This is a genomic window from Microlunatus spumicola (genome assembly GCF_039536445.1).
GTDB lineage: Bacteria > Actinomycetota > Actinomycetes > Propionibacteriales > Propionibacteriaceae > Microlunatus > Microlunatus spumicola.
The window spans coordinates 1,273,970-1,293,140 of the sequence record NZ_BAAAYR010000001.1 but is presented as its reverse complement, the minus strand read 5'-3'; the positions used below and the strand labels follow the sequence as shown (position 1 = coordinate 1,293,140).

General features: G+C 71.1%; 17 protein-coding genes and 1 tRNA gene. 10 read left to right on the top strand and 8 right to left on the bottom strand.

Annotated features, from left to right (window positions below; genetic code table 11):
• Nucleotides 1–37: 37 nt before the first annotated feature.
• The 4 genes from ABD665_RS05825 (at nt 38) to ABD665_RS05810 (ending at nt 3,928) form a co-directional block, all read left to right on the top strand.
• On the top strand, nt 38–1,414 hold the full coding sequence (locus ABD665_RS05825; protein WP_204911821.1) for a cellulase family glycosylhydrolase: 1,377 nt from the start codon (nt 38–40) through the stop codon (nt 1,412–1,414).
• 63 nt (nt 1,415–1,477) lie between these two features.
• The gene (locus tag ABD665_RS05820; RefSeq protein WP_204911822.1) at nt 1,478–2,242 is read left to right on the top strand and encodes an SDR family oxidoreductase; all 765 of its coding nucleotides are present in this window, start codon (nt 1,478–1,480) and stop codon (nt 2,240–2,242) included.
• 5 nt (nt 2,243–2,247) lie between these two features.
• Entirely contained in the window at nt 2,248–3,210 is a 963-nt protein-coding gene (locus ABD665_RS05815; RefSeq protein WP_204911823.1) for an aldo/keto reductase, read from the top strand.
• Nucleotides 3,211–3,256: 46 nt separating this feature from the next.
• The gene (locus ABD665_RS05810; protein WP_204911824.1) at nt 3,257–3,928 is read left to right on the top strand and encodes a ThuA domain-containing protein; all 672 of its coding nucleotides are present in this window, start codon (nt 3,257–3,259) and stop codon (nt 3,926–3,928) included.
• A gap of 558 nt (nt 3,929–4,486) precedes the next feature.
• On the opposite strand, the gene ABD665_RS05805 is transcribed toward ABD665_RS05810, so the two are convergent.
• Entirely contained in the window at nt 4,487–4,894 is a 408-nt protein-coding gene (locus ABD665_RS05805) for a restriction system modified-DNA reader domain-containing protein (RefSeq protein WP_204911825.1), read from the bottom strand.
• A 593-nt stretch (nt 4,895–5,487) separates the two neighbouring features.
• Between ABD665_RS05805 and ABD665_RS05800 the strand changes: the two genes are divergently transcribed.
• The gene (locus ABD665_RS05800) at nt 5,488–6,216 is read left to right on the top strand and encodes a hypothetical protein (RefSeq protein ID WP_204911826.1); all 729 of its coding nucleotides are present in this window, start codon (nt 5,488–5,490) and stop codon (nt 6,214–6,216) included.
• Nucleotides 6,217–7,894: 1,678 nt separating this feature from the next.
• Nucleotides 7,895–8,434 carry a hypothetical protein gene (locus ABD665_RS05795; protein WP_204911827.1) on the top strand — a complete coding sequence of 180 codons (540 nt, stop codon included), beginning with the start codon at nt 7,895–7,897 and terminating at the stop codon, nt 8,432–8,434.
• A gap of 447 nt (nt 8,435–8,881) precedes the next feature.
• On the opposite strand, the gene ABD665_RS05790 is transcribed toward ABD665_RS05795, so the two are convergent.
• From ABD665_RS05790 to ABD665_RS05770, 5 genes are all read right to left on the bottom strand, one after another.
• Nucleotides 8,882–8,955, bottom strand: a tRNA-Ile gene (locus ABD665_RS05790).
• Complete coding sequence (locus ABD665_RS05785) at nt 8,946–9,800, bottom strand: PrsW family glutamic-type intramembrane protease (RefSeq protein WP_204911828.1); 855 nt, start codon at nt 9,798–9,800, stop codon at nt 8,946–8,948. Before ABD665_RS05785 ends, ABD665_RS05790 begins: the two co-directional genes overlap by 10 nt.
• Nucleotides 9,797–11,056, bottom strand: coding sequence for a glycosyltransferase 87 family protein (locus ABD665_RS05780; RefSeq protein ID WP_204911829.1), 1,260 nt, complete (start codon nt 11,054–11,056; stop codon nt 9,797–9,799). The genes ABD665_RS05785 and ABD665_RS05780 overlap by 4 nt, the downstream gene beginning before the upstream one ends.
• The gene (locus ABD665_RS05775) at nt 11,053–11,967 is read right to left on the bottom strand and encodes an HAD hydrolase family protein (RefSeq protein WP_204911830.1); all 915 of its coding nucleotides are present in this window, start codon (nt 11,965–11,967) and stop codon (nt 11,053–11,055) included. Before ABD665_RS05775 ends, ABD665_RS05780 begins: the two co-directional genes overlap by 4 nt.
• 10 nt (nt 11,968–11,977) lie before the next feature.
• Complete coding sequence (locus ABD665_RS05770; RefSeq protein WP_204914154.1) at nt 11,978–12,886, bottom strand: hypothetical protein; 909 nt, start codon at nt 12,884–12,886, stop codon at nt 11,978–11,980.
• A 575-nt stretch (nt 12,887–13,461) separates the two neighbouring features.
• On the opposite strand from ABD665_RS05770, the gene ABD665_RS05765 reads away from it, so the two are divergent.
• The 4 genes from ABD665_RS05765 to ABD665_RS05750 are packed head-to-tail and all read left to right on the top strand — an operon-like array spanning nt 13,462 to nt 17,735.
• Nucleotides 13,462–14,637, top strand: coding sequence for an AAA family ATPase (locus ABD665_RS05765; RefSeq protein WP_344741930.1), 1,176 nt, complete (start codon nt 13,462–13,464; stop codon nt 14,635–14,637).
• A 7-nt stretch (nt 14,638–14,644) separates the two neighbouring features.
• Complete coding sequence (locus tag ABD665_RS05760) at nt 14,645–15,736, top strand: DUF58 domain-containing protein (protein ID WP_204911831.1); 1,092 nt, start codon at nt 14,645–14,647, stop codon at nt 15,734–15,736.
• Complete coding sequence (locus ABD665_RS05755) at nt 15,733–16,755, top strand: VWA domain-containing protein (protein ID WP_204911832.1); 1,023 nt, start codon at nt 15,733–15,735, stop codon at nt 16,753–16,755. The genes ABD665_RS05760 and ABD665_RS05755 overlap by 4 nt, the downstream gene beginning before the upstream one ends.
• A gap of 38 nt (nt 16,756–16,793) precedes the next feature.
• The gene (locus tag ABD665_RS05750; RefSeq protein WP_204914162.1) at nt 16,794–17,735 is read left to right on the top strand and encodes a VWA domain-containing protein; all 942 of its coding nucleotides are present in this window, start codon (nt 16,794–16,796) and stop codon (nt 17,733–17,735) included.
• Nucleotides 17,736–17,776: 41 nt separating this feature from the next.
• On the opposite strand, the gene ABD665_RS05745 is transcribed toward ABD665_RS05750, so the two are convergent.
• Nucleotides 17,777–18,079 (bottom strand): DUF427 domain-containing protein, encoded by a 303-nt coding sequence (locus ABD665_RS05745; RefSeq protein WP_204911833.1) that lies wholly within the window; start codon nt 18,077–18,079, stop codon nt 17,777–17,779.
• 57 nt (nt 18,080–18,136) lie between these two features.
• Complete coding sequence (locus tag ABD665_RS05740; RefSeq protein ID WP_204911834.1) at nt 18,137–19,171, bottom strand: hypothetical protein; 1,035 nt, start codon at nt 19,169–19,171, stop codon at nt 18,137–18,139.

The window sequence follows — 19,171 nt, the reverse complement described above, 5'->3', positions numbered from 1 at the left end:
CACACCGGTGCCGGGTGCACCCACGAAAGGACCCCCTGTGACCCACCGCAACCTGTCCGCCCGCGGCAGCCAGTTCGTCGACGCCGACGGGCAGGACGTGCGGCTGCGCGGACCGAACATCGGCGGCTGGCTGCTCATGGAGAACTTCATCACCGGCTACGCCGCGAACGAGTCGTTCATGCGGGCCCAGGTCCGCCGGGTCCTCGGCGAGGACCGCGCCGCGCGCTTCTTCGAGCGGCTGCTGACCGCCTTCTACAACGAGGCCGACGTCGCGTTCCTGGCCGAGCAGGGCTTCAACGCGGTCCGGGTGAACGTCAACTACCGGCACCTGGAGAGCGACGCGAAGCCGTTCGAGGTCATCGAGTCGGGCTTCCGCCACCTCGACCGTGCGGTCGAGCTCGGTGCCAAGCACGGCATCTACACGATGATCGACCTGCACGCGCTGCCCGGCTACCAGAACCAGGACTGGCACTCCGACAACCCGACCCACGTCGACACCTTCTGGGACCACCCGCACTTCCAGGACCGGGTCGTGCACCTGTGGGAGGCGATCGCCGACCGCTACAAGGACCAGCACTGGGTCAGCGGCTACAACCTGATGAACGAGCCGGCGGACGCGACCCGCCAGCGCGTGGGGCCGTACTACGACCGGCTCGTGGCCGCCGTGAAGGCCGTCGACCCCGACCACCTGATCTTCCTCGACGGGAACACGTACTCCACGGAGTTCGAGTTCTTCGAGGAGCCGCAGGACGGCGTCGTCTACGCCCTCCACGACTACGTCGCCTCCGGCTTCGGGCGCGGCGGGCCCTACCCGGGCGTCACCGACGGCACCTACATCGACCGCGACGTGGTCGAGGAGAAGTTCCTCAAGCGCTCCGAGTACGCCCGGCGTACCGGCACGCCGATCGTGGTCAGCGAGTTCTCGCCCATCTACTTCAACGACGAGGCGAAGGACGTCCAGCGCCGCCAGATCCTGGCCGACCAGCTCGAGATCTACACCCGCTACGGCGTCAGCTGGCAGTCCTGGATGTACAAGGACCTGGGGCGTCAGGGCATGGTCGGCCTGCGGCCGGACACTCCCTACCGGCAGCGGTTCGACCCCTTCGTGGCCAAGAAGTTCCGGCTGGCCGCGGACGGCTGGGGCAGCGACGAGGTCGGGCCGGCCGAGATCACCCAGCCGGTGCAGGACCTGGTCGCGCGCGAGTTCCCGGACTTCGACCCTTACCCCTTCGGGCGCTTCCACTTCGTCCGCCGTCTGCTGCTCAACATCACGGTCGCGGAACCGCTCGCCGAGGAGTACGCCGAGCTCCTGCGAGGCTTGGACGACTCCGAGCTCGACGCCCTCGCGGACTCCTTCTCCTTTGAGAGCTGCCAGGTCCGCGAGTCGCTCGTGGACCAGTTCAAGGCGGGCTAGACGCGCCCGGCCGGTCAGCAGAGCCCGGCCGACCCGAAGACCGACAGAAGAGAAGGAGCACCGATGACCTCGGCGGTCTACCCCAGCCTGCGTGACCGGGTGGCGTTCGTCAGCGGCGGCGCCACCGGGCTGGGGGCCGAGTTCGTGGCGGCGCTCGCCGCGCAGGGGACGAGAGTCGCGTTCGTCGACATCGACGAGCCGGCCGCCCGGCGGCTGGTCGAGGACGTGGCGGCGGCCGGGCACCCCCGGCCGCTGTTCCTGCCCTGCGACGTCGCCGACATCCCCGCCCTGCAGCAGGCGATCGCGGCCACCCACGACGAGCTCGGCCCGATCTCGGTGCTGGTCAACAACGCCGCGAACGACCGCCGCCAACGGGTGGCCGACGTCGACGTGGCCGCGTGGGACGCGTCTTTCGCGGTCAACGTCCGCCACCACTTCTTCGCGGCCCAGGCCGTGGCGGCGCAGATGCGGGCGCTCGGCGGGGGTTCGGTGATCAACCTCGGGTCGATCAGCGCGCACATCGACCTCGTGGACCTGCCGTCCTACATCACGGCGAAGGCCGGGGTGGAGGGCCTCACGCGGACGCTGGCCCGCGAGCTGGGCCCGGACCGGATCCGGGTCAACTGCATCATCCCCGGCTGGGTCATGACCGAGCGCCAGCTCCGCGACTGGGTCACCCCGGAGGCCGAGGAGTCGATCCGGCGCAACCAGTGCCTGACCGAGCCCGTGATGCCCGTCGACGTCGCCCGGATGCTGCTCTGGCTCGCCGCGGACGACTCGCGGATGTGCACCGCCCAGACCTGGGTCGTCGACGGCGGTTGGATGTGAGCGCCGTGCCCGCCGCGACCTTTCCCCTCGGCCAGCCGAAGGGCCTCGCCCTCGGTGGCACCGGCGTACCGGAGCACCCGGGCGGCCAGGCCAACGCCGACGTGCTGGTCGCGGCCGCCTGGGAGGACGGGGTGCGCTACTTCGACACCGCACCCATGTACGGCGGTGGGGTGGCCGAGCGGCTCATGGGCCGCGCGCTCGCCGCGTACCCGCGGGCGGACCTCGTGCTCAGCTCCAAGGTGGGGCGGCTGGTCCGGGGAGACGAGCCGGTCCCGCCGGGGGAGGACCCGCTGTGGCGGTTCGACTTCAGCGCCGACGGCATCCGGCGCTCGGTCGAGGAGTCGCTCGAGCGGCTCGGGGTCGACCGGCTCGACGTCGCCTTCGTGCACGACCCGGACGCGTTCCTCGCGCTCGTCACGCGCGAGAGCTACCCCGCGCTCGAACGGCTCCGCGACGAGGGTCTCGTGGGCCGGATCGGCGTCGGCGTCTGCCAGGTGCCCACGCTGCTGCACCTGCTGCGCGAGACCCGGGTGGAGGTCGCCCTGCTCGCCGGCCGGCTGTCGCTCGTCGACGGTGAGGCCGTCGACGAGGTGCTGCCGCTCGTGGCCGAGCAGGGCGTGACGCTCGTGGTGGCGTCCGTGCTGCACGCCGGGCTGGTGGACGGCCGGGACTCCGGGCAGCTGCACTACGCGCCGACGCCGCCCGAGGTGGTCTTGCAGGTGGCCGCGATCAAGGAGGTCTGCGACCGCCACGGCACCCCGATCGGCGCCGCGGCCCTGCAGTTCGTGCTCGCCCGGCCCGAGGTCGCGATGGCGCTCACCGGCGCCGTGGACGTCGACCAGTGGCGCCAGAACCTCGCCTGGTCGCGCTGGCCCGTCCCCGCCAAGCTCTGGCGGGACCTGGCCGCGGCCGGCCTGCTGAGCTCCGACCTCCCGCCTGCGCTGGTCGAACGAGCGTCGACCGCGTGAGCGGCCGCCTCCAGCCCGTACGACCCCGACAGAACAGGACACAGCGATGAAGGTGACGATCCTCTCCGGCTCGGGCCGCTACCAGGACGAGTGGCACGACTTCACGGCCACCTCAATGGAGGTGGCCCGGGCGCTCGAGGCGATGGGCCTGCAGGTGGCGGTCCGCGCCTTCAAGCCCGCCGGCGTGGTGGCCGAGGTGCCGGACAGCGACCTTGTCGTGGTCAACGCGGGCGCGGGGGAGTTCCACGCGCGGTCCGACGGGCCCGAGGAGGCGTGGGTCGAGGCGTTCCAGGCGCTGCGCGACCACCGCGCCCGACGCCGCCCGCTGCTCGCCCTGCACGCCGCGACCATGACCCTCGACGGCCTCGACGAGTGGCCCGACTGGGTCGGGGGCCGGTGGGTTCAGGGCCGCTCGATGCACCCTCCGATCGGCGACGCCGCCGTGCAGGTCAGCGACGGCGACCACCCGATCACCGCGGGCCTCGCGCCCTTCACCCTGTTCGACGAGCGCTACTGCCTCCTGGACCGCAGCTCGGACGCCCACGTCCTGCTCCACCACAACCACGAGGGCGGGCAGCAGCCGCTGGTCTGGGTAACGGAGCAGGACGGCGCGCGCACCGTCTACGACGCCCTGGGCCACGACGTACGCGCCTTCGCCTCGCCCGGCCGGACCGACCTCCTGCAGCGCGAGGTTCGGTGGTTGCTCGAGAGCGTTTAGGACGAGTCGCGCGGTGGGGCCAGTGGGGCTTGAACCCACGACCGAGGGATTGTGAGAACCCCGCCTAACTCGCTCTTCGACACGGCTTCGCCTTGTCAGAGGCACACATCGAGTGACGTGTTGGCACAGGGATTGTTGTGCGGAACCTGCTCCATACCGCCTTCATGTGGCACTGTCTGCGGCCTTACGCGACGTGTGGCTCAGCGGCGTGTGCCCATGGCACAGCCCAACTCCGGGATGGGGAGCGGGGCTCGAGCAGTCTGTCCGTAGGTGGCGTCGGGCCGCACCCGGAACTCAATCGGCTCCGGTGTCTCTGGGTAGATGACTATCGGTTCCCGATCTCGTGCGGCCGGACCTTCGTCGGGTCGTCCCGAGTCTCGACGGCGGGCTCGTCTCTGTTCAACGACAGCTCGAGGGGGCGGCCCGCTAAGTGCGAGGGAGACGGGTGGTCCGCACGGAGTACGCGTCGGCTTTCGCGTGGCACGCACGCCGGGCGGCGGTCTGAGCCACTGGGACAGGGTGCTCGGCCGAACCCTTCGACAGCAGAGCACCCGACGCCTACAGTTGCGCCTTCAGCTGGTTGATGGTCTTGCCGCTCCGCTCGTGGACCCAGAAGTCCGGGCCGCTGATGGAGGTTCCGACCAGGTCGCCCAGAGCCGGAGACGGGCTCGCGTAGGAGTCCAGCTTCGTCGTGATCCAGCCGTCCGCATCGACAGTGCCGAGGTGCGTCTCGTTCTTGCGCTTCTGGTAGTGGGCGAGCCTGTCCCCGGGCTTAACCAATCCGGCGCTGATCAACTTCATCAGTCCACCAGGCCGGCGGACGGCTGCCGGAGGCTTCCGGCTCGTGCCGTCTTGCTCGCCAAAGAGCAGCCGACGGATAACCTCGTTGGGTGTCTCGAATCCCCGTACGTGCGTGGCGAGCTCGTCGTAGACGTCCTGGTCGAGGGTTACGTTGATCTTGGGCATGCCCTGCTCCTTGGTTCTAGATCTTAGATTCTCCGAGGCTTAGAGAATAGCAGATCCACAGAGGCTTTAGCCACAGGCGTGGCAGCTCGCAAGCCGAACTGACGCGAGAAGCTCAGTACAGTCGAGTGCCCAGGCCAGGTCAGCAGGCGCGTTGGCGATGAGGACGGCGTTTCGCAGTGGAAGCTTCCAGTCAGGCGCCGTGTCCAGTCCTTTGAGCCCGCGAACCACCAGCGGGCCGTAGGCGACGATGACGTCCTGGGGAAGACCGTGCTCGTGGTCGGTGTGCCAGGGAGTGCGGAGGTGCGGACAAGGCGACGCTGAATAACGTTGATGCGGGCGGTGGTGGTGTCGGTTATCGGGGCCTTTCGGGGGTGACGCACTCGTGGTGGCTGCGTCAGGGACCGTGTCGGCCTGTGCGCCCTTCTAGGCCCTTGAGCCCCCTCCCCCAGCCACGGCCGACCGGAGGTAGCAGGCAGCCGGCTGACAGTCAGGCACCCGCGAGTCGATTTCTGCGCCCGCCACACGAGCGGGCTATCCATAGATACGCTTCGCGTCCCGGTGAAACCCCCGAGCTCGAAGGAACCACCCTTCTCATGACCCTTCACGCGCGCCTCTTCGCGCCAGCTCTCGCGGCGGCAGCTTGCGCAGTCCTCCTGCTCAGCGGCTGCTCGTCCCCGCAGACCCTTAGCCAGAACACGGGCGAGGGCGAGCAGAAGTCGGACAACAGCACTCCGGGGGCCGCCGAGACGCCGGCCACGGAGGGCAAGGCGACTCTGGTCAAAACCGGCTTCGGCAAGGACGGCGACTATGGCTGGGCCAGCGCCATCGTCACCAATAGCTCAGCCGACAACGTCGGCATGTTCGTCACGGTCCAGTTCAACTTGCTCGACTCCAAGGGCGAACTCGTCGCATCGGAATCGCAGGTCGAGCAGTTCACCTCCGCCGATCAGACGCTAGCTCTCGGCACGCAGGTCGACGTGGCCGGCAAGGCGAAGGTTGCCAAGGTTGAGGCGACGCTTGGGCTCGACAACAAGACGAGCATGGAGGATGCGCCGAACCTGCCCGTCGGCAAGGTCAAGGTGAAGAAGGACGAGTACGGCACTAAGACGGCCGTCTTCGAGGTCAAGAACCCGGGTGTTGAAGCGCAGAAGTCGGCCCGCATCGGTGTCGTCTGCTTCGACAAGTCCGACAAGATAATTGGGGGCGGGACTGCGTACCCGGACCTCATCCCCGCGAAGGGACGCGTCCTCGTCGAGGCGAACGTGACGAGTGCTGGTACGCCGGACAGCTGCGACGCTTACGCGGCACCGGCAACTTTCTAACAGCAGCGAACCCCCACCCGGAAGGGCAAGTATTCGTGGTGTTGAAGTCAGAGCGTGGCCCCCACCAGTTGCGGAGAGCCAGTCTCCGCCGGAGTGGTCACCGCCTTGGCGCCGGTGACCAGGTTCAGGGCCGGCACCGCTGTTGGGTCCGCCTTGGGCTTGCGCGGCTTGCGCTTGTGGATGTTCGGTAGCTTCCCGTGGGCCGCAGCCATCAAGATGGCGTGGGCCGACGAAGGCGTCTGAAACCCGAGCGTCGTGGCGAGAGCTGACGGGCCGATGTCGAGAGCCAGGGCGGCCTCATGACGACGGTTCGCCGCAGCACGCAAAGCTTCCGTCGCCTCCTGGACGGCAGCGTGAGCAGCGTGGAGCTAGCCGTAAAGAGCCTGACGATCGGGGTAGAGCGTGGTCATGTGATGCGTCCTCCGGCGGATGAGGGCCTGCAGGAGTGCGGCCACTAGTGACCGTGCGTGCGCGCCCCACGAAGCCAATAGTCGAGTTCTCGTCAGCCCATGACAGAAGCCCCGACCACCCACCTCGTCGTGACGAGGACGCCCACGCCGGGGCTTCCACACTAGTGGTCAGCGTCCTCCGAGTCGCTTCGCGACGTCGGCTTTCGGCTAGCAGCGCACGCGTCCGGAAGAGTCGGGCAGCTGGCAGCTGGCAGCTGGCAGCTCGCGGGTGGCGGTCGGCTCGGTGATAACGCGGTTGCGCTGCTTCTCGGGTCGCTGTTCAGCACGGACAGGTCGACGGCCTGCTGCTGGAGGAGTTCGCGCAGGTTCGAGTGCATCTCGGCTCGGGTGCGCCTGTCCGATTTCGCGCTGCTTCGACCACAGGAACTCGCCAGTGGTGGCCGTCGCTCAGCCGAGCGGGTTGTCCCGGTAGACGCCGGCCCCGCAGCAGACATCGACGTACCGCAACTTCAGCGTCCAGGGCAGCAGCGCCTACGACGCAGCCCGTTCGACCTCGACTGACCGAGCGGTTCGAGCCCCCGCCCTGAGAGGGGCGGGGCTAGTTGCGTCTTACTTGTCTGTCTGTCGTGCCCGAGTGGGACAGCATCAGCGCACTTGCTGAACGACAGAGGTCGGGGAACCCATGGGGCTCGTGTCGTGGAGCCTCCGTGAAGCACCGCGTCGCTAAGTGGTCTGTGAGCGCCGACCAGTGGTTCATGAACACGGCGACCCAACACGGAGCGGACAGCGCTGTCGTCCAGTGTGACGAGCTCCGCCCTCTCACTACGCTACGCCGACGGCCGTTCCAGCAGGCCCAAGCCGCGGCACTACTCGGCACCTTCGCCGGCACGTGGCGTGAGTTCGAGTCGACAGTTCGCGCTGCGGCCGCATACTGCCCAGGCCCGCCGCGCTCCTAGGGAGAACCCGTGGAGTACTACGAGAACCTGACCGGACGCGTCCTGCTCCGGCTACCCACCCCGTCAGCACCATCGAGCGGTGGATTCCGCACCGCGACGCGTGGGTCAGAATCAACGGGCACGAGGACATCATCAGCCTGTTCACTTTCGAGGGGCGGATGATCACCGAGGAGCGAGCCGAGAAGCTGAAGGCGCTCGTGCCGGACATGTCCAAGGAGTTCCTCGACGAGTACGAGATCAAGCCCGTCGACTGAGTCAACTGGCTTCTCCCGAACAGTCACACAGCCGGTAAGCCGCTGCTAGCGTCACGACGTGCTGCGGAAGACGCTCATCCTCGACGACATCTTCGACCCCGCTCAGGGCTGGCCGTACCCCTTTCACCAGGTACCCGTCGAACGCGGGGCTGCCCATGACGGGAACCCGTACTACCAGGTGCGAGTCGACGGTGTGGAAGTCTTCGTGTTCGAGCAGACCGAGTGGGCGGACAGTGCCACACGCTCCGACAGCTCCCCGGCGCGGCTGTGTGTCACCGTCCCCACCGAGTTCGTCGGTGTGAACGCGTCCGGGCTGCTTGAGGACAACGCAGACACCCACGGGCTTCCCGGCTGGGGTCTCGACGAGGACGGAGACCTTGCCTTCCACCACGCTCTGCCATTCGCGGAAGGCTTCCCCGTTGAGTGGCTCCGCCGACAGATGCTCGTTTCTATCGGCCTGTCCGTCGAAGCCTTCCGGGATGCGAAGGCCCTAGTCGACGCTGAGGAGAGAGGACGCCCGGCTCGCCAGTGGGAGAGCGCCCGCCAGGTTGCCTCCGTCGCCGGAATCTTCGCCCGGGCGATGTGGCTCGGCGCCTGACCAGCGCGGGAAGACTGTCAAGACAGTCGTCTACGCCGTCAGAGGGACAGATAACTGGGGTCCTCAGAGACAGGTGGCCACTTTGGAGAACCTCGGTCAGGTCCTCAGTACAGAAGATGTTGGCAGCCTCCTCGGCGGCGATAGACAGCTTTTGCGAGTTTCGCTCAGCACCAAGAAAACGTCGCCTACCCAACCGCCTCCGGAAAGCCCTCACTGCACGTCCTCTCCCGTGCCGTCCGCGGGTGGCAGCCCCACTTGGCGGCCAGCTCCCGGGGGGGACACCATCGGTCGTGCAGTGGTGGTTTCGCCGGTCATGGGCGGGCACTGTGCGGACGCGCGGATCGCCGGCACCAGTCGTCGACTCGTCGACCTCCTGTGCCAATTGGTGTGCCAGAAACTCGAGTTCTTGGCTCACGACGAGAGTTCGAATGTACCTCTGACTAGCGGTGGGGCGAGTGGGGCTTGAACCCACGACCGAAGGATTATGAGTCCCTTGCTCTGACCGGCTGAGCTATCGCCCCTGGCCGGACGATGCTACCGAGGCGCGACTGTGCTCGTGGCCGTGCGTCGTGCCGTTGCCCGGGGAGCGGCGCGTCCGGTGGATCACGACGAGCAGGCCGGCGATGCTGACCAGGGCCACGAGGACGTGGACGATCAGGTTGTTCGAACCGTCCCAGGCCGCGTGCAGCAGGACGGCACCGATGAAGGTGGCCACGAAACGCAGCACGGCCCGACCGCGGCGCGTCGACGTCCCGATCGCGAACAGGGCCGCGGCGGTCATGCCGGTCCAGGCGACGTGGCCGGCGGGGGAGAGCAGGGCCCGCAGCAGGAGCGTGGAGTCGAGGGCCGCGATCGAGCCGCTCTTGAGCAGCGCGGTGAACCCGTAGCCCATCGTCTCCAGCGTCGCGAACCCCATCCCGCTGGCGACGCCGATGACGACACCGGCGGCGGCGCCGCGGTAGCGGCTGAACAGCAGCACGAGCAGCGGGACGACGAGCTTGGCCGACTCCTCGATGAGGCCGACGAAGATCATCGGCAGCGTCTTGAGCCGCACCAGGGCGTCGTACTCCAGCGTCCCGGCGGCGACGGTCCCGATGATGCCGCCGAGCACGGCGACGAGGGCGAGGAGACCCGAGCTGACGACGATCCGGCGCCCTCCGGTCGCGGCGAAGGTGAGCACGGTGAAGGGCACGACGGCGGAGCCGAGCAGCAGCAGCGACGGGATGAAGTTCACGTTCTGGGTCGCGACGGCGGTCCGGAGGACGACGAGGTACGCGACCACGCCGAGCACGAGCACGGCGACCCAGGAGAGGCGGTGCAGGCGGCTGCGGCCGGGCTCGGGTGCGTCGGCGGAGAGTGCGGTCACGGACGGACCTCTCGTACGGGGGCGGGCGGGGCGAGGTCAGGACGTCGCTGTTCTACCGGATCCGGTGTGACAGGCGTGTGACCAGGTTCGCGGCGCAGGCCGACGAGGACGGCGGCGACGAGGAACGCTCCGCCGAGCAGCAGGGTGACGGAGGCCAGCAGGTTCTGCCCGGCCGTCCAGGTCAGCTCCAAGTCGCCGCCGTTGGGCAGGTTCCGGAACGGCTCGATGGCGACCCAGCCGCAGAACACCAGCCCGAGCAGGCCGAACCACGCCGGCAGCCGGCGGGCCCCGCCGACGGGCAGCAGGTCGCGGACGAGGACGACAGCCAGCGGCACGACCCAGACGAAGTGGTGGAGCCAGGAGACGGGGGAGGCGAGCAGGGTGGCGACCCCGCCGAGCATGACGGCGAGGGGTACGTCGCCTCGCCGGTGCCACAGGACGGCGGCCCACGCGCCGAGCGCCGCCACCACCGCGCTCAGCGCCAGCCCGAGCAGCGCGGCGCCAGGCCCGAGCCCGAAGACCCGGACGACGTCGGCCATCACGGACTGGTTGGTGAAGTAGATGATGCTGCCGCCGAGCCCGGTGTCGCCGTGGGCGAGCCGGCCCCAGAACTCCACCGACCGCTGCGGCGCGACCACGGCGGCGGCGAGGGTGAGCGCGACGCCGGACACGACCGCGACCACGAACGCGCGGGTGCGGCGGACGAGCAGCAGATAGACCGCGAACAGCGCCGGCGTGAGCTTGATGCACGTGGCGACCGCCGTCCAGAACCCCTCGGGCAGAAGCCGGCGGGAGAGGACGCGTGGGCCGGGGACGAGGTCGAGCACGACGAGCGCAACGAGGAAGATGCCCAGCTGGCCGAAGCCGAGGGTCTGCCGGACGGGCTCGGCGAACACGATCGCGGCGGTCCCGACGAGGCTCAGGACCCAGCCCTGCAGCCCGACGCGGTGCAGGACGGCGAGCAGGGCGAGCACGCCGCCGACCGTCCAGCCGATCTGGACGAGCGTGGTGGGCAGGACCGCGAGCGGCACCGACAGGACGGCGGCGAGCGGTGGGTAGAGGAACTGCAGCTGCCCGGGCAGCGAGTAGAAGTCGCCACCGCTCATCAGCACGCGCGCGGCCTCGCGGTAGACCTCGAGGTCGACCATCACGGGCCGCCAGGGCACGAGGTGCCCACCGAACTCCGTGGCCGCGACCCACAGCCCGGCGAGCAGCGGCAGGAGGCAGATCCCGACGCCGCGGACCGTACGCCTCATGCGGGCGTCGCGGCCCCGACGTGGCCCTGCGGCCCGCTCGGGACACCCTCGGCCAGCCCGGACCCGGACGACGGACGCGTCAGCGACGCGACCCAGTCGAGGATCGTGGCGCCCACGCCGGACTCGTGGTTGGGCGGCACGACCGGGAAGCCGAGGGCCAGGAGAGCGGGGTGGGCGTTCGCGACGACGCGCGGCATCCCGACCCAGCTGAGCATGCTCACATCATTCGGCATGTCCCCGAAGGCGGCAACGCGACTGGCCGGTACGCCGAGCCGGTCGCAGGTCCGGGCCAGCATGCTCGCCTTGTCGACCCCGGAGGCGCTCAGCTCGACCAGCCCGTAGCCGCGCCCGACCGAGCAGGTCGCGGTGAGGGTGTCGCCGACGCACGTCCGCACCTCGGCGAGCAGCGCGTCGTCGCCGAGGGTGGCGCTCTGGACGAGCAGCTTCACCGCCGAGACCTCGTGCGCCAGCTCCTCGACGGGGCCGCGCCGCAACGTCGGGTCCTGGCCGGTGTCGGGGACCCAGGTCCGGTACGCGGGCTCGTAGCCGAAGTGGGTGCCCGACTCGAACGCGAAGGCCGCGTCGGGGACGTGCTCACGGATGCAGGCGACGGCCGTCAGTGCGACCGCGGGGTCCAGGCACAGGCGGTCGAGCGCCCGCCGGGTGCCCAGGTCGTAGAGGACGGCGCCGTTGCTGGCGATCACGGTCGGGTGCGCCCCGGGCAGGTCGGCGATGACGTCGAGCCAGCGGACCGGGCGGCCGGTGGCGAAGACGACCGGGATGCCGGCCTGCTGCGCGAGCAGGACGGCGCGCGCGTTGAGCGCGCTGACGGTCCCGTCGGGGGAGAGGAAGGTGCCGTCGAGGTCGCAGGCGACCAGCGCGGGGGCACCCGCGTCGGAGGGGGTCGTCACGGTCCGTCGCCTACAGCCGCGAGGGCGGGGTCGGGCTGCCCGGGGCGCCGCTGTCGTCGGGTGAGGGCCCGCCCGGCGAGGGCGAGCCGGACTCCGTGCCGGACTGCGACGGCGAGGGCGAGCCGGAACCGGACGGCGACGGCGACCCGGACGGGGAGCCCGACTGCGGCGACGGCGAGCCGGACTGCGGGCTCGGCGACGAGGACGCGGGCGGCGGGCTTCCGGTGCCGTCGGCGGGCGGCGGCGGGCTCTGCGGCGGCTGGTTCTGGAAGATCAGGATGGCGATGAGGACGGCCAGGGCGGCGAGCAGGAGCATCAGCAGCCAGGACACGAGGATCGTGCGCCAGCCGGCGCGGTCGTAGCGGCCGGGCCAGGGCAGCGGCCAGAGCCGGGCGACGCCGGGGCGTACGCGGTCGATCCAGGGCAGCTGGTAGTCGGGGCCGGTGGGCCGGCCGAGCGGCTCGAGGGCGGCCAGCTCGACCGAGTCGAGGACGCGCTGGGCCTCGGCCGCGGCCGCCGGGGACCCGTCGTACGCGAGCGCGACCCAGGGCGCGTCCGGACGGGCGTCGGGGGCGACCGGCACGTCCGGCGCGACGAACCGGCGCCCGAGCCGGCCCGTGTCCTGCCCCTGCCCGCCGCGGGCGAGCACGGTGTCGATGTGCATGTCGTTGACCTCGCCGGCCAACCGGTCCCGGGCGGCCGCGTCGGCGGCGGCGCCCTCGGACAGCAGCAGCACCATCGCGGGCGCACCGTCCGGGCCGTCCGCGGCGTGCGCGGTGAAGGCGGTGCCGGCGGCGCTCGCGTGCAGGCGGGCGTCGAGCCAGTAGCCGCCGACCTTGGGCGGGTCGTCGGGGAGCAGCGGGCTGACGGGGACGACGTCGGGCAGCGTGGCGGGGTCGACCGCGTCGAACTCGCGCATGGCCTCGGCGTTCGGCGGGGCGGCGGGTCCGGGCTGCGGGGCGCCCGAGGGGTCCCCGGGGGTCCAGGGGCCGTAGTACGGCGACGACACGGGCACCTCCTCGGCTGGGGTCGGGGACGGACGGCGGGGGACGGTCGTCGTGGCGGCGGCAGCCCGGGCGGCACGGCTGGCGGCGCGACCGGGCGAGTCTATTCGTCCCCGGGGGCGGCCCCGGGCCGTCGCGCGCACGACGGACCCCGGCGCCGGGCGCCACACGGAGCCCCGGCGGGCCGCTCGGCACCCGGTCCTATGCATCACCTGTGAACTCCTGGTGCTGCGCTCCTCGCCACCTACGCTGGACCCACCGGTCTGCGAGACTGTGCGGGCCTGCCGGACGGGCGTGACCGTGGGGTCCCCGACCGGAGCAGCACGCAGCGACACCCGAGCAGCACCCTGGTCCCGCCAGGTGCCCAGACCCCCCGTGCAACAGGAGTGAGTGAGTGAGCAGCCCCAGCTACGGCGCGCCGGACACCACCGGCGCGTCCGCGGCCTCGTCCTCGCCCTCGACGTCGGTAGCCACCGCGCCCCGCCCGGCCATGGACCCCGCCGAGGCCTCGCGCCTGCTCGGCGAGGCCATCAGCCAGGTGCAGCGCGTGATCGTCGGCCAGGAGCACATGGTCGAGCAGCTGATGGTCGGCCTGCTGGCCAAGGGCCACATCCTGCTCGAGGGCGTGCCCGGCGTCGCCAAGACGCTGGCCGTGCGCAGCTTCGCGACGGTGGTCGGCGGGACGTTCTCGCGCATCCAGTTCACGCCCGACCTGGTGCCCTCCGACATCGTCGGCACGCGCATCTACAAGGCGAGCCAGGAGACCTTCGACGTCGAGCTCGGCCCGATCTTCGTGAACTTCGTCCTCGCCGACGAGATCAACCGCGCGCCCGCCAAGGTGCAGGCGGCGATGCTCGAGCTGATGGCGGAGAAGCAGGTCTCGATCGCCGGCACGACCTACCAGACGCCCCGCCCGTTCATCGTCATCGCGACGCAGAACCCGGTGGAGTCCGAGGGCGTCTACCCGCTCCCCGAGGCGCAGCGCGACCGCTTCCTGCTCAAGGTCGACGTGCCCTACCCGCGCGGGAACGAGGAGTTCGAGATCCTGCGGCGGATGAGCGTCGACCCGCCGGAGTCGCGTCCCGTCTTCGACCCGGAGATCGTCCGGGCGCTGCAGCAGCAGGCCTCCGAGGTGTTCGTCCACAACCTCGTGGCCGAGTACATCGTCCGGCTGGTGCTGGCCACGCGTACGCCGGCCGAGTTCAACCTGCCCGACCTCACCTCCGTCATCCAGATCGGCTGCAGCCCGCGCGCGACGCTGGGCCTGGTCGCGGCGTCCCGGGCGCTCGCGCTGATCCACGGGCGCGACTACGTGCTGCCGACCGACGTCCAGGCCGTGGCCAAGGACGTCATGGCCCACCGCCTGACGCTCGGCTTCGACGCCATCGCCGACAACATCTCGCCGGCGCAGGTCGTCGAGCGGATCATCGCGATGGTGCCGCCGCCCACGCCCGTCTGGCAGGGCGGCCAGCAGCCCGCCGGCCAGCAGCCGGCGCCGCAGCCCGGCCAGCAGCCGGTGCCGCAGCCCGGCCAGCAGCCGGTGCCGCAGGGTGCGCCCAACGGCCAGCAGGGTCCGCCCCAGGGCCGCAACGGCCAGGGCCCGGGTGGCTTCCCGCCGCCGACCGGTCGTCCGGTCGCGCCGTACCCGCCGACGCGGGACTTCTAGGCCGTCCATGGCGGCACTCTCTTCTTCTCCTCCGGGGTACGGGCCCCCGTCGGGTCCGCCCGTGCAGTTCGCGGCCCCGCCGCGCGACGTCGGCGCGGTCTCGTCCGTGCTCGGCACGCCGACCCGGGCGACCATCCCGCTCAACAAGCTCGCGCCCGAGGCGGCGCTGCGCCGGCTCGAGCTGACGATCGTCCGGCGCCTGGAGGGCTACCTCCACGGCGACCACCTCGGCCTGCTGCCCGGCCCGGGCTCGGAGGCCAACGACGCCCGCCTGTACGTGGCGGGCGAGGACGACGTGCGCAAGATCGACTGGGCCGTCACGGCGCGGACGACCGTCCCGTACGTGCGCGACACCGTCTCCGACCGCGAGCTCGAGGTCTGGGCGCTGCTCGACGTCACGCCGTCGATGAACTGGGGGACCGAGGGCGTCACCAAGCGCGACCTCGGCATCGCCGCGATCGCGACGATCGGCTTCCTCAGCCAGAAGATGGGCGACCGCTTCGGCGGCTACATCATGAAGCCCGACAAGCTGCGCCGCCTGCAGGCGCGGTCGGGCCGTTCTGCGCTCTACGGCCTGCTGCGCACGATGCTCACCGAACCCTTCGTGCCCGACCACGCCACCGGCCCGATGACGCTGGCGAACGGCGTCGAGCAGATGTCGCGCGCCCAGCGGCGCCGCGGCCTGCGCGTCGTCGTCTCCGACTTCCTCACCCCGGGCGACCACGAGCTCGACCCCAACGTCCCGCCGGACTGGGAGCGGTCCATGCGCCGCCTCGCGGTGCGCAACCAGGTCCTCGCGATCGAGGTCGTCGACCGGCGCGAGATCGAGTTCCCGAACGTCGGCGACATGCTCATCCGTGACCCCGAGACCGACTTCGAGCGCTACGTGAACACCGGCGACCCGGACGCCCGGGCCCGGATGGACGCGGCGAGCGCGGCCCAGCGGGAACGGATCCGCATCTCCCTGCGTCGTGCAGGTGTGGGGCACATCCAGCTGCGCACCGACCGGGACTGGGTCGGCGACATCGCGCGCTTCGTCCTGGCCTACCGCCGGGTCGCGAGCATGCTGCACGCCCCGCCGCAGGGGGTCACCCGATGAGCACGCCCACCGTGGCCCTCGCGCCGCTGAACGTCTTCGGCGACCTCTGGTCGTTCTTCAGCCAGATCAGCTTCGCGTCCCCGGGCCGGATGGCGATCCTGGTCGTCATCCCGCTGCTCGTGGCGGCGTACGTGCTGGCGACGCGGCGCAAGAACCGTCGCGGCATGCGCTTCACCAACACCTCGATGCTCGACGTCGTGATCCCGCGGCAGTCGCAGTGGCGCCGCCACCTGGCCGTCGCGCTGTCGCTGCTGAGCCTGGTCACGCTGACCACGGCCTTCGCGCAGCCGACCACCGAGGTGAACGTGCCGCGCGAGCGCGCGACGATCGTCCTGGTCATCGACGCGTCGCTGTCGATGCAGGCGACCGACGTCCCGCCGAACCGTCTCGACGCCGCCAAGGCCGCCGCGATCGCGTTCGTCAACGCGCTGCCGGAGAAGTACAACGTCTCGGTCGTCTCGATGGCCGGCGCGACCTCGATCCTGGTGCCGCCGACGCTGCAGCACGGGACCGTGGCCAACGCGATCAACAGCATCAAGCTGCAGGACTCGACCGCGATCGGTGCCGGCATCGACACCGCGATGGCCGCGCTGCAGCAGGCCCCGAAGGACCCCGACCACCCCGACGAACCCGCGCCCGGCGCGATCGTCCTGCTCAGCGACGGGTCGAACACGACGGGCCGCGCTCCCCAGCAGGCGGCGGCCGACGCCAAGCTCGCCGGCGTGCCGGTCTACACGATCGCGTACGGCACCGAGAACGGCTACGTCGACCTCGACGGCAAGCGCAACCCGGTGCCGGTCGACAAGGAGCAGATGCAGGAGATCGCGCAGATCAGCGACGGCCAGTACTTCGCGGCCGCGACGCCGGAGCAGCTCCGGACGGTCTACGAGAACATCTCCTCCGAGGTCGGCTACGAGAAGGCCGACCGCGAGGTGACGTCGCAGTTCGCGGGCTTCGGGCTCGCGTTCGCGGTCCTCGCCGCGCTCGGCGCGATCTCGCTGGGGGCGAAGTGGCCGTGATCCTCGACCCCCTCGCCCTGACCCCGCTGCTGTCGTTCATGGAGCCGGTGCGGCTCTGGTGGCTGCTGCTGATCCCGGCGCTGGTGGCCTTCTACCTCTTCCTCGTCAACCGCAAGCGCAAGCGGAACGACCGGATCGCGCGCTCGATGTTCGACCTGGTGATCCCGCGCGACCGGACCTGGCTCCGGCACGTGGCCGTCGGGCTGTCGATCCTGAGCCTGCTCACGCTGACGGTCGCGTACGCCAAGCCCAAGGGCGAGGTGTCGGTGCCGCGCGAACGGGCCACGATCGTCGTGACCATCGACGTCTCGCTGTCCATGGAGGCCACCGACGTCCAGCCGAACCGCCTCGACGCCGCCAAGGCCGCGGCCGAGGACTTCGTGAACGCGCTGCCGCCCAAGTTCAACGTCGCGATCGTCTCCTTCGCGGGCACGGCGACGACGCTCGTGCCGCCGACGCAGGACCGGGGCGCCGCGACCGCGGCGATCCAGAGCCTGCAGCCCAAGGCGTCGACCGCGATCGGCGAGGGCATCTACACCTCGCTCGCCGCGCTCGCCCAGGTCCCGCCCGACCCGGGGGACCCGAACTCGGTCGCGCCCGCCCGCATCGTGCTGCTGAGCGACGGGAAGACCCAGATCGGTCGCCCGTCCGACGAGGCCGCGCAGACCGCCTCCGCCCAGAAGGTGCCGATCTACACGATCGCGTACGGCACGCCGGACGGCTACATCGACATCGGCGGCCGCCGGGAGCCCGTCCCGGTCGACCGGGCCGAGCTGGCCCGCGTCTCGCGGATCAGCGGGGGCACGGCCTACACGGCCACCTCCGCCGGCCAGCTGAAGGACGTCTACCGCGACATCGGCAGCTCGGTCGGCACCGAGAAGGTCGACAAGGAGGTCACGTCCCGCTACGCCGGCTTCGGCCTCGCGTTCGCGATCCTCGCGGCCTTCGGGATGATCTCGCTCGGCGCCCGCTGGCCGTAGGGGTCACCGCCCCGGGACACCGGCCCCGGGGCGACGGTCCGCTACTCGCTGACCTGCACCTCTTTCCAGAAGGCCACGTAGTTCGTGAAGTCCTGGCCGACCCGCTGGACGGCCCCGTCGTACAGGTTCCGGTAGGTCCACGCCCGGTCGGGCAGGGACTTCCCGTCGACGTTCACGGTGAAGTACTGGCACGGGCCCTTCCACGGGCACGTGTACGGCGTCGGGCTCTCCTCCAGCAGGCTGGTCACGACGCTCTCCGGGGGGAAGTACCAGTTCCCCTCGATCTTGATCAGGTCCTCCTGCGGCGCCTCGGCGATCACGGTGCCGGCGACGGTTGCCTTCATGGGTCCTCCTGGGTCGGTGGGGACGTCCGCGTCCCGTCCCGATGATGCCCCTCGGGGTCAGGGCTCGCAGGAGGAGAGGTCGTCGAACCTCGCGCACTCGGCACGGACGACGCCGAAGGTCTCCTTCTCCCAGGTGCCGGCGCGGACGAGGAACGAGATCGGCAGCCCGTCGACGTAGCCCTCGCCACCCGGTGCGTCGGCCGAGGCCGCGAGCCAGGCGCGCAGCTCGCGGGTCTGCCCGGTGTCCACCCAGCCGAGCACCTCGGTCATCTCGGCGAGCCAGCGGCTGCGCGTGTCCCGGTGGTAGAGCGACGTGACGCTCAGGTAGACCTCGACCGTGGCCGTCCCCGTGCCCTGGAACGACAGCTCCTGGCCGTAGCCGTCGTCGGCGTCAGGCCGGTCGCAGCCCCGGATGGTCCGGACCTCGGGCGTCGTGCAGGTGTAGCCGTGGGCCTCGGCGGCGGCCGCCAGCGCGTCGACCGGCACCCGGAGGGTGGCGCGGGAGCGCCGCAGCCCCGGACCGGTGTCCCCGGCCACGCGCAGGGTGGCGCCGGGCTGGTCGTCGACGCGCTCGGAGGCGTGGACGACGGCGCTGCCCCAGCCGAGCGTGAGCGTCGTGTCCACGTCGGCGGCGACCGCGTCGTCGAGCCGCGCCTGGTCCTTGGGCGGGAGCCCGATCGCGGGGCCGACAGCGTCGAGCACCGCCCGGTGCTGCTTCGTGCTGGTCGGCGACCGGTCCGTGCCCGTCTGGACGAGCCGCACCGCGCCCGTGCCCCGGTCGGCCAGGAGCTGGACGCTGCTCGTGCTCGGGCCGGAGACCGTGCCGCACGACCGCTGGACGGTCGCGTCCGCGACCACGGCGTCCGAGCAGGTGTAGCCGAGCCCGCGCAGGGCGTCGGTCGCGGCGCCGGCGCGGCCGGGCAGCGGCATCGCGGTGTCGGGGACGGCTCCCGTGCTGCCGCGCTCGCGCAGCGCGAAGGGCGCGACGGCCGCCAGGACCAGCACCACGACCACGGCGAGCACCAGCGCCCCGGCCGCGAGCAGGACCCGGCGCAGCGTCACCCTCCGCGAGCCGGTACGCGCCGCCGCCAT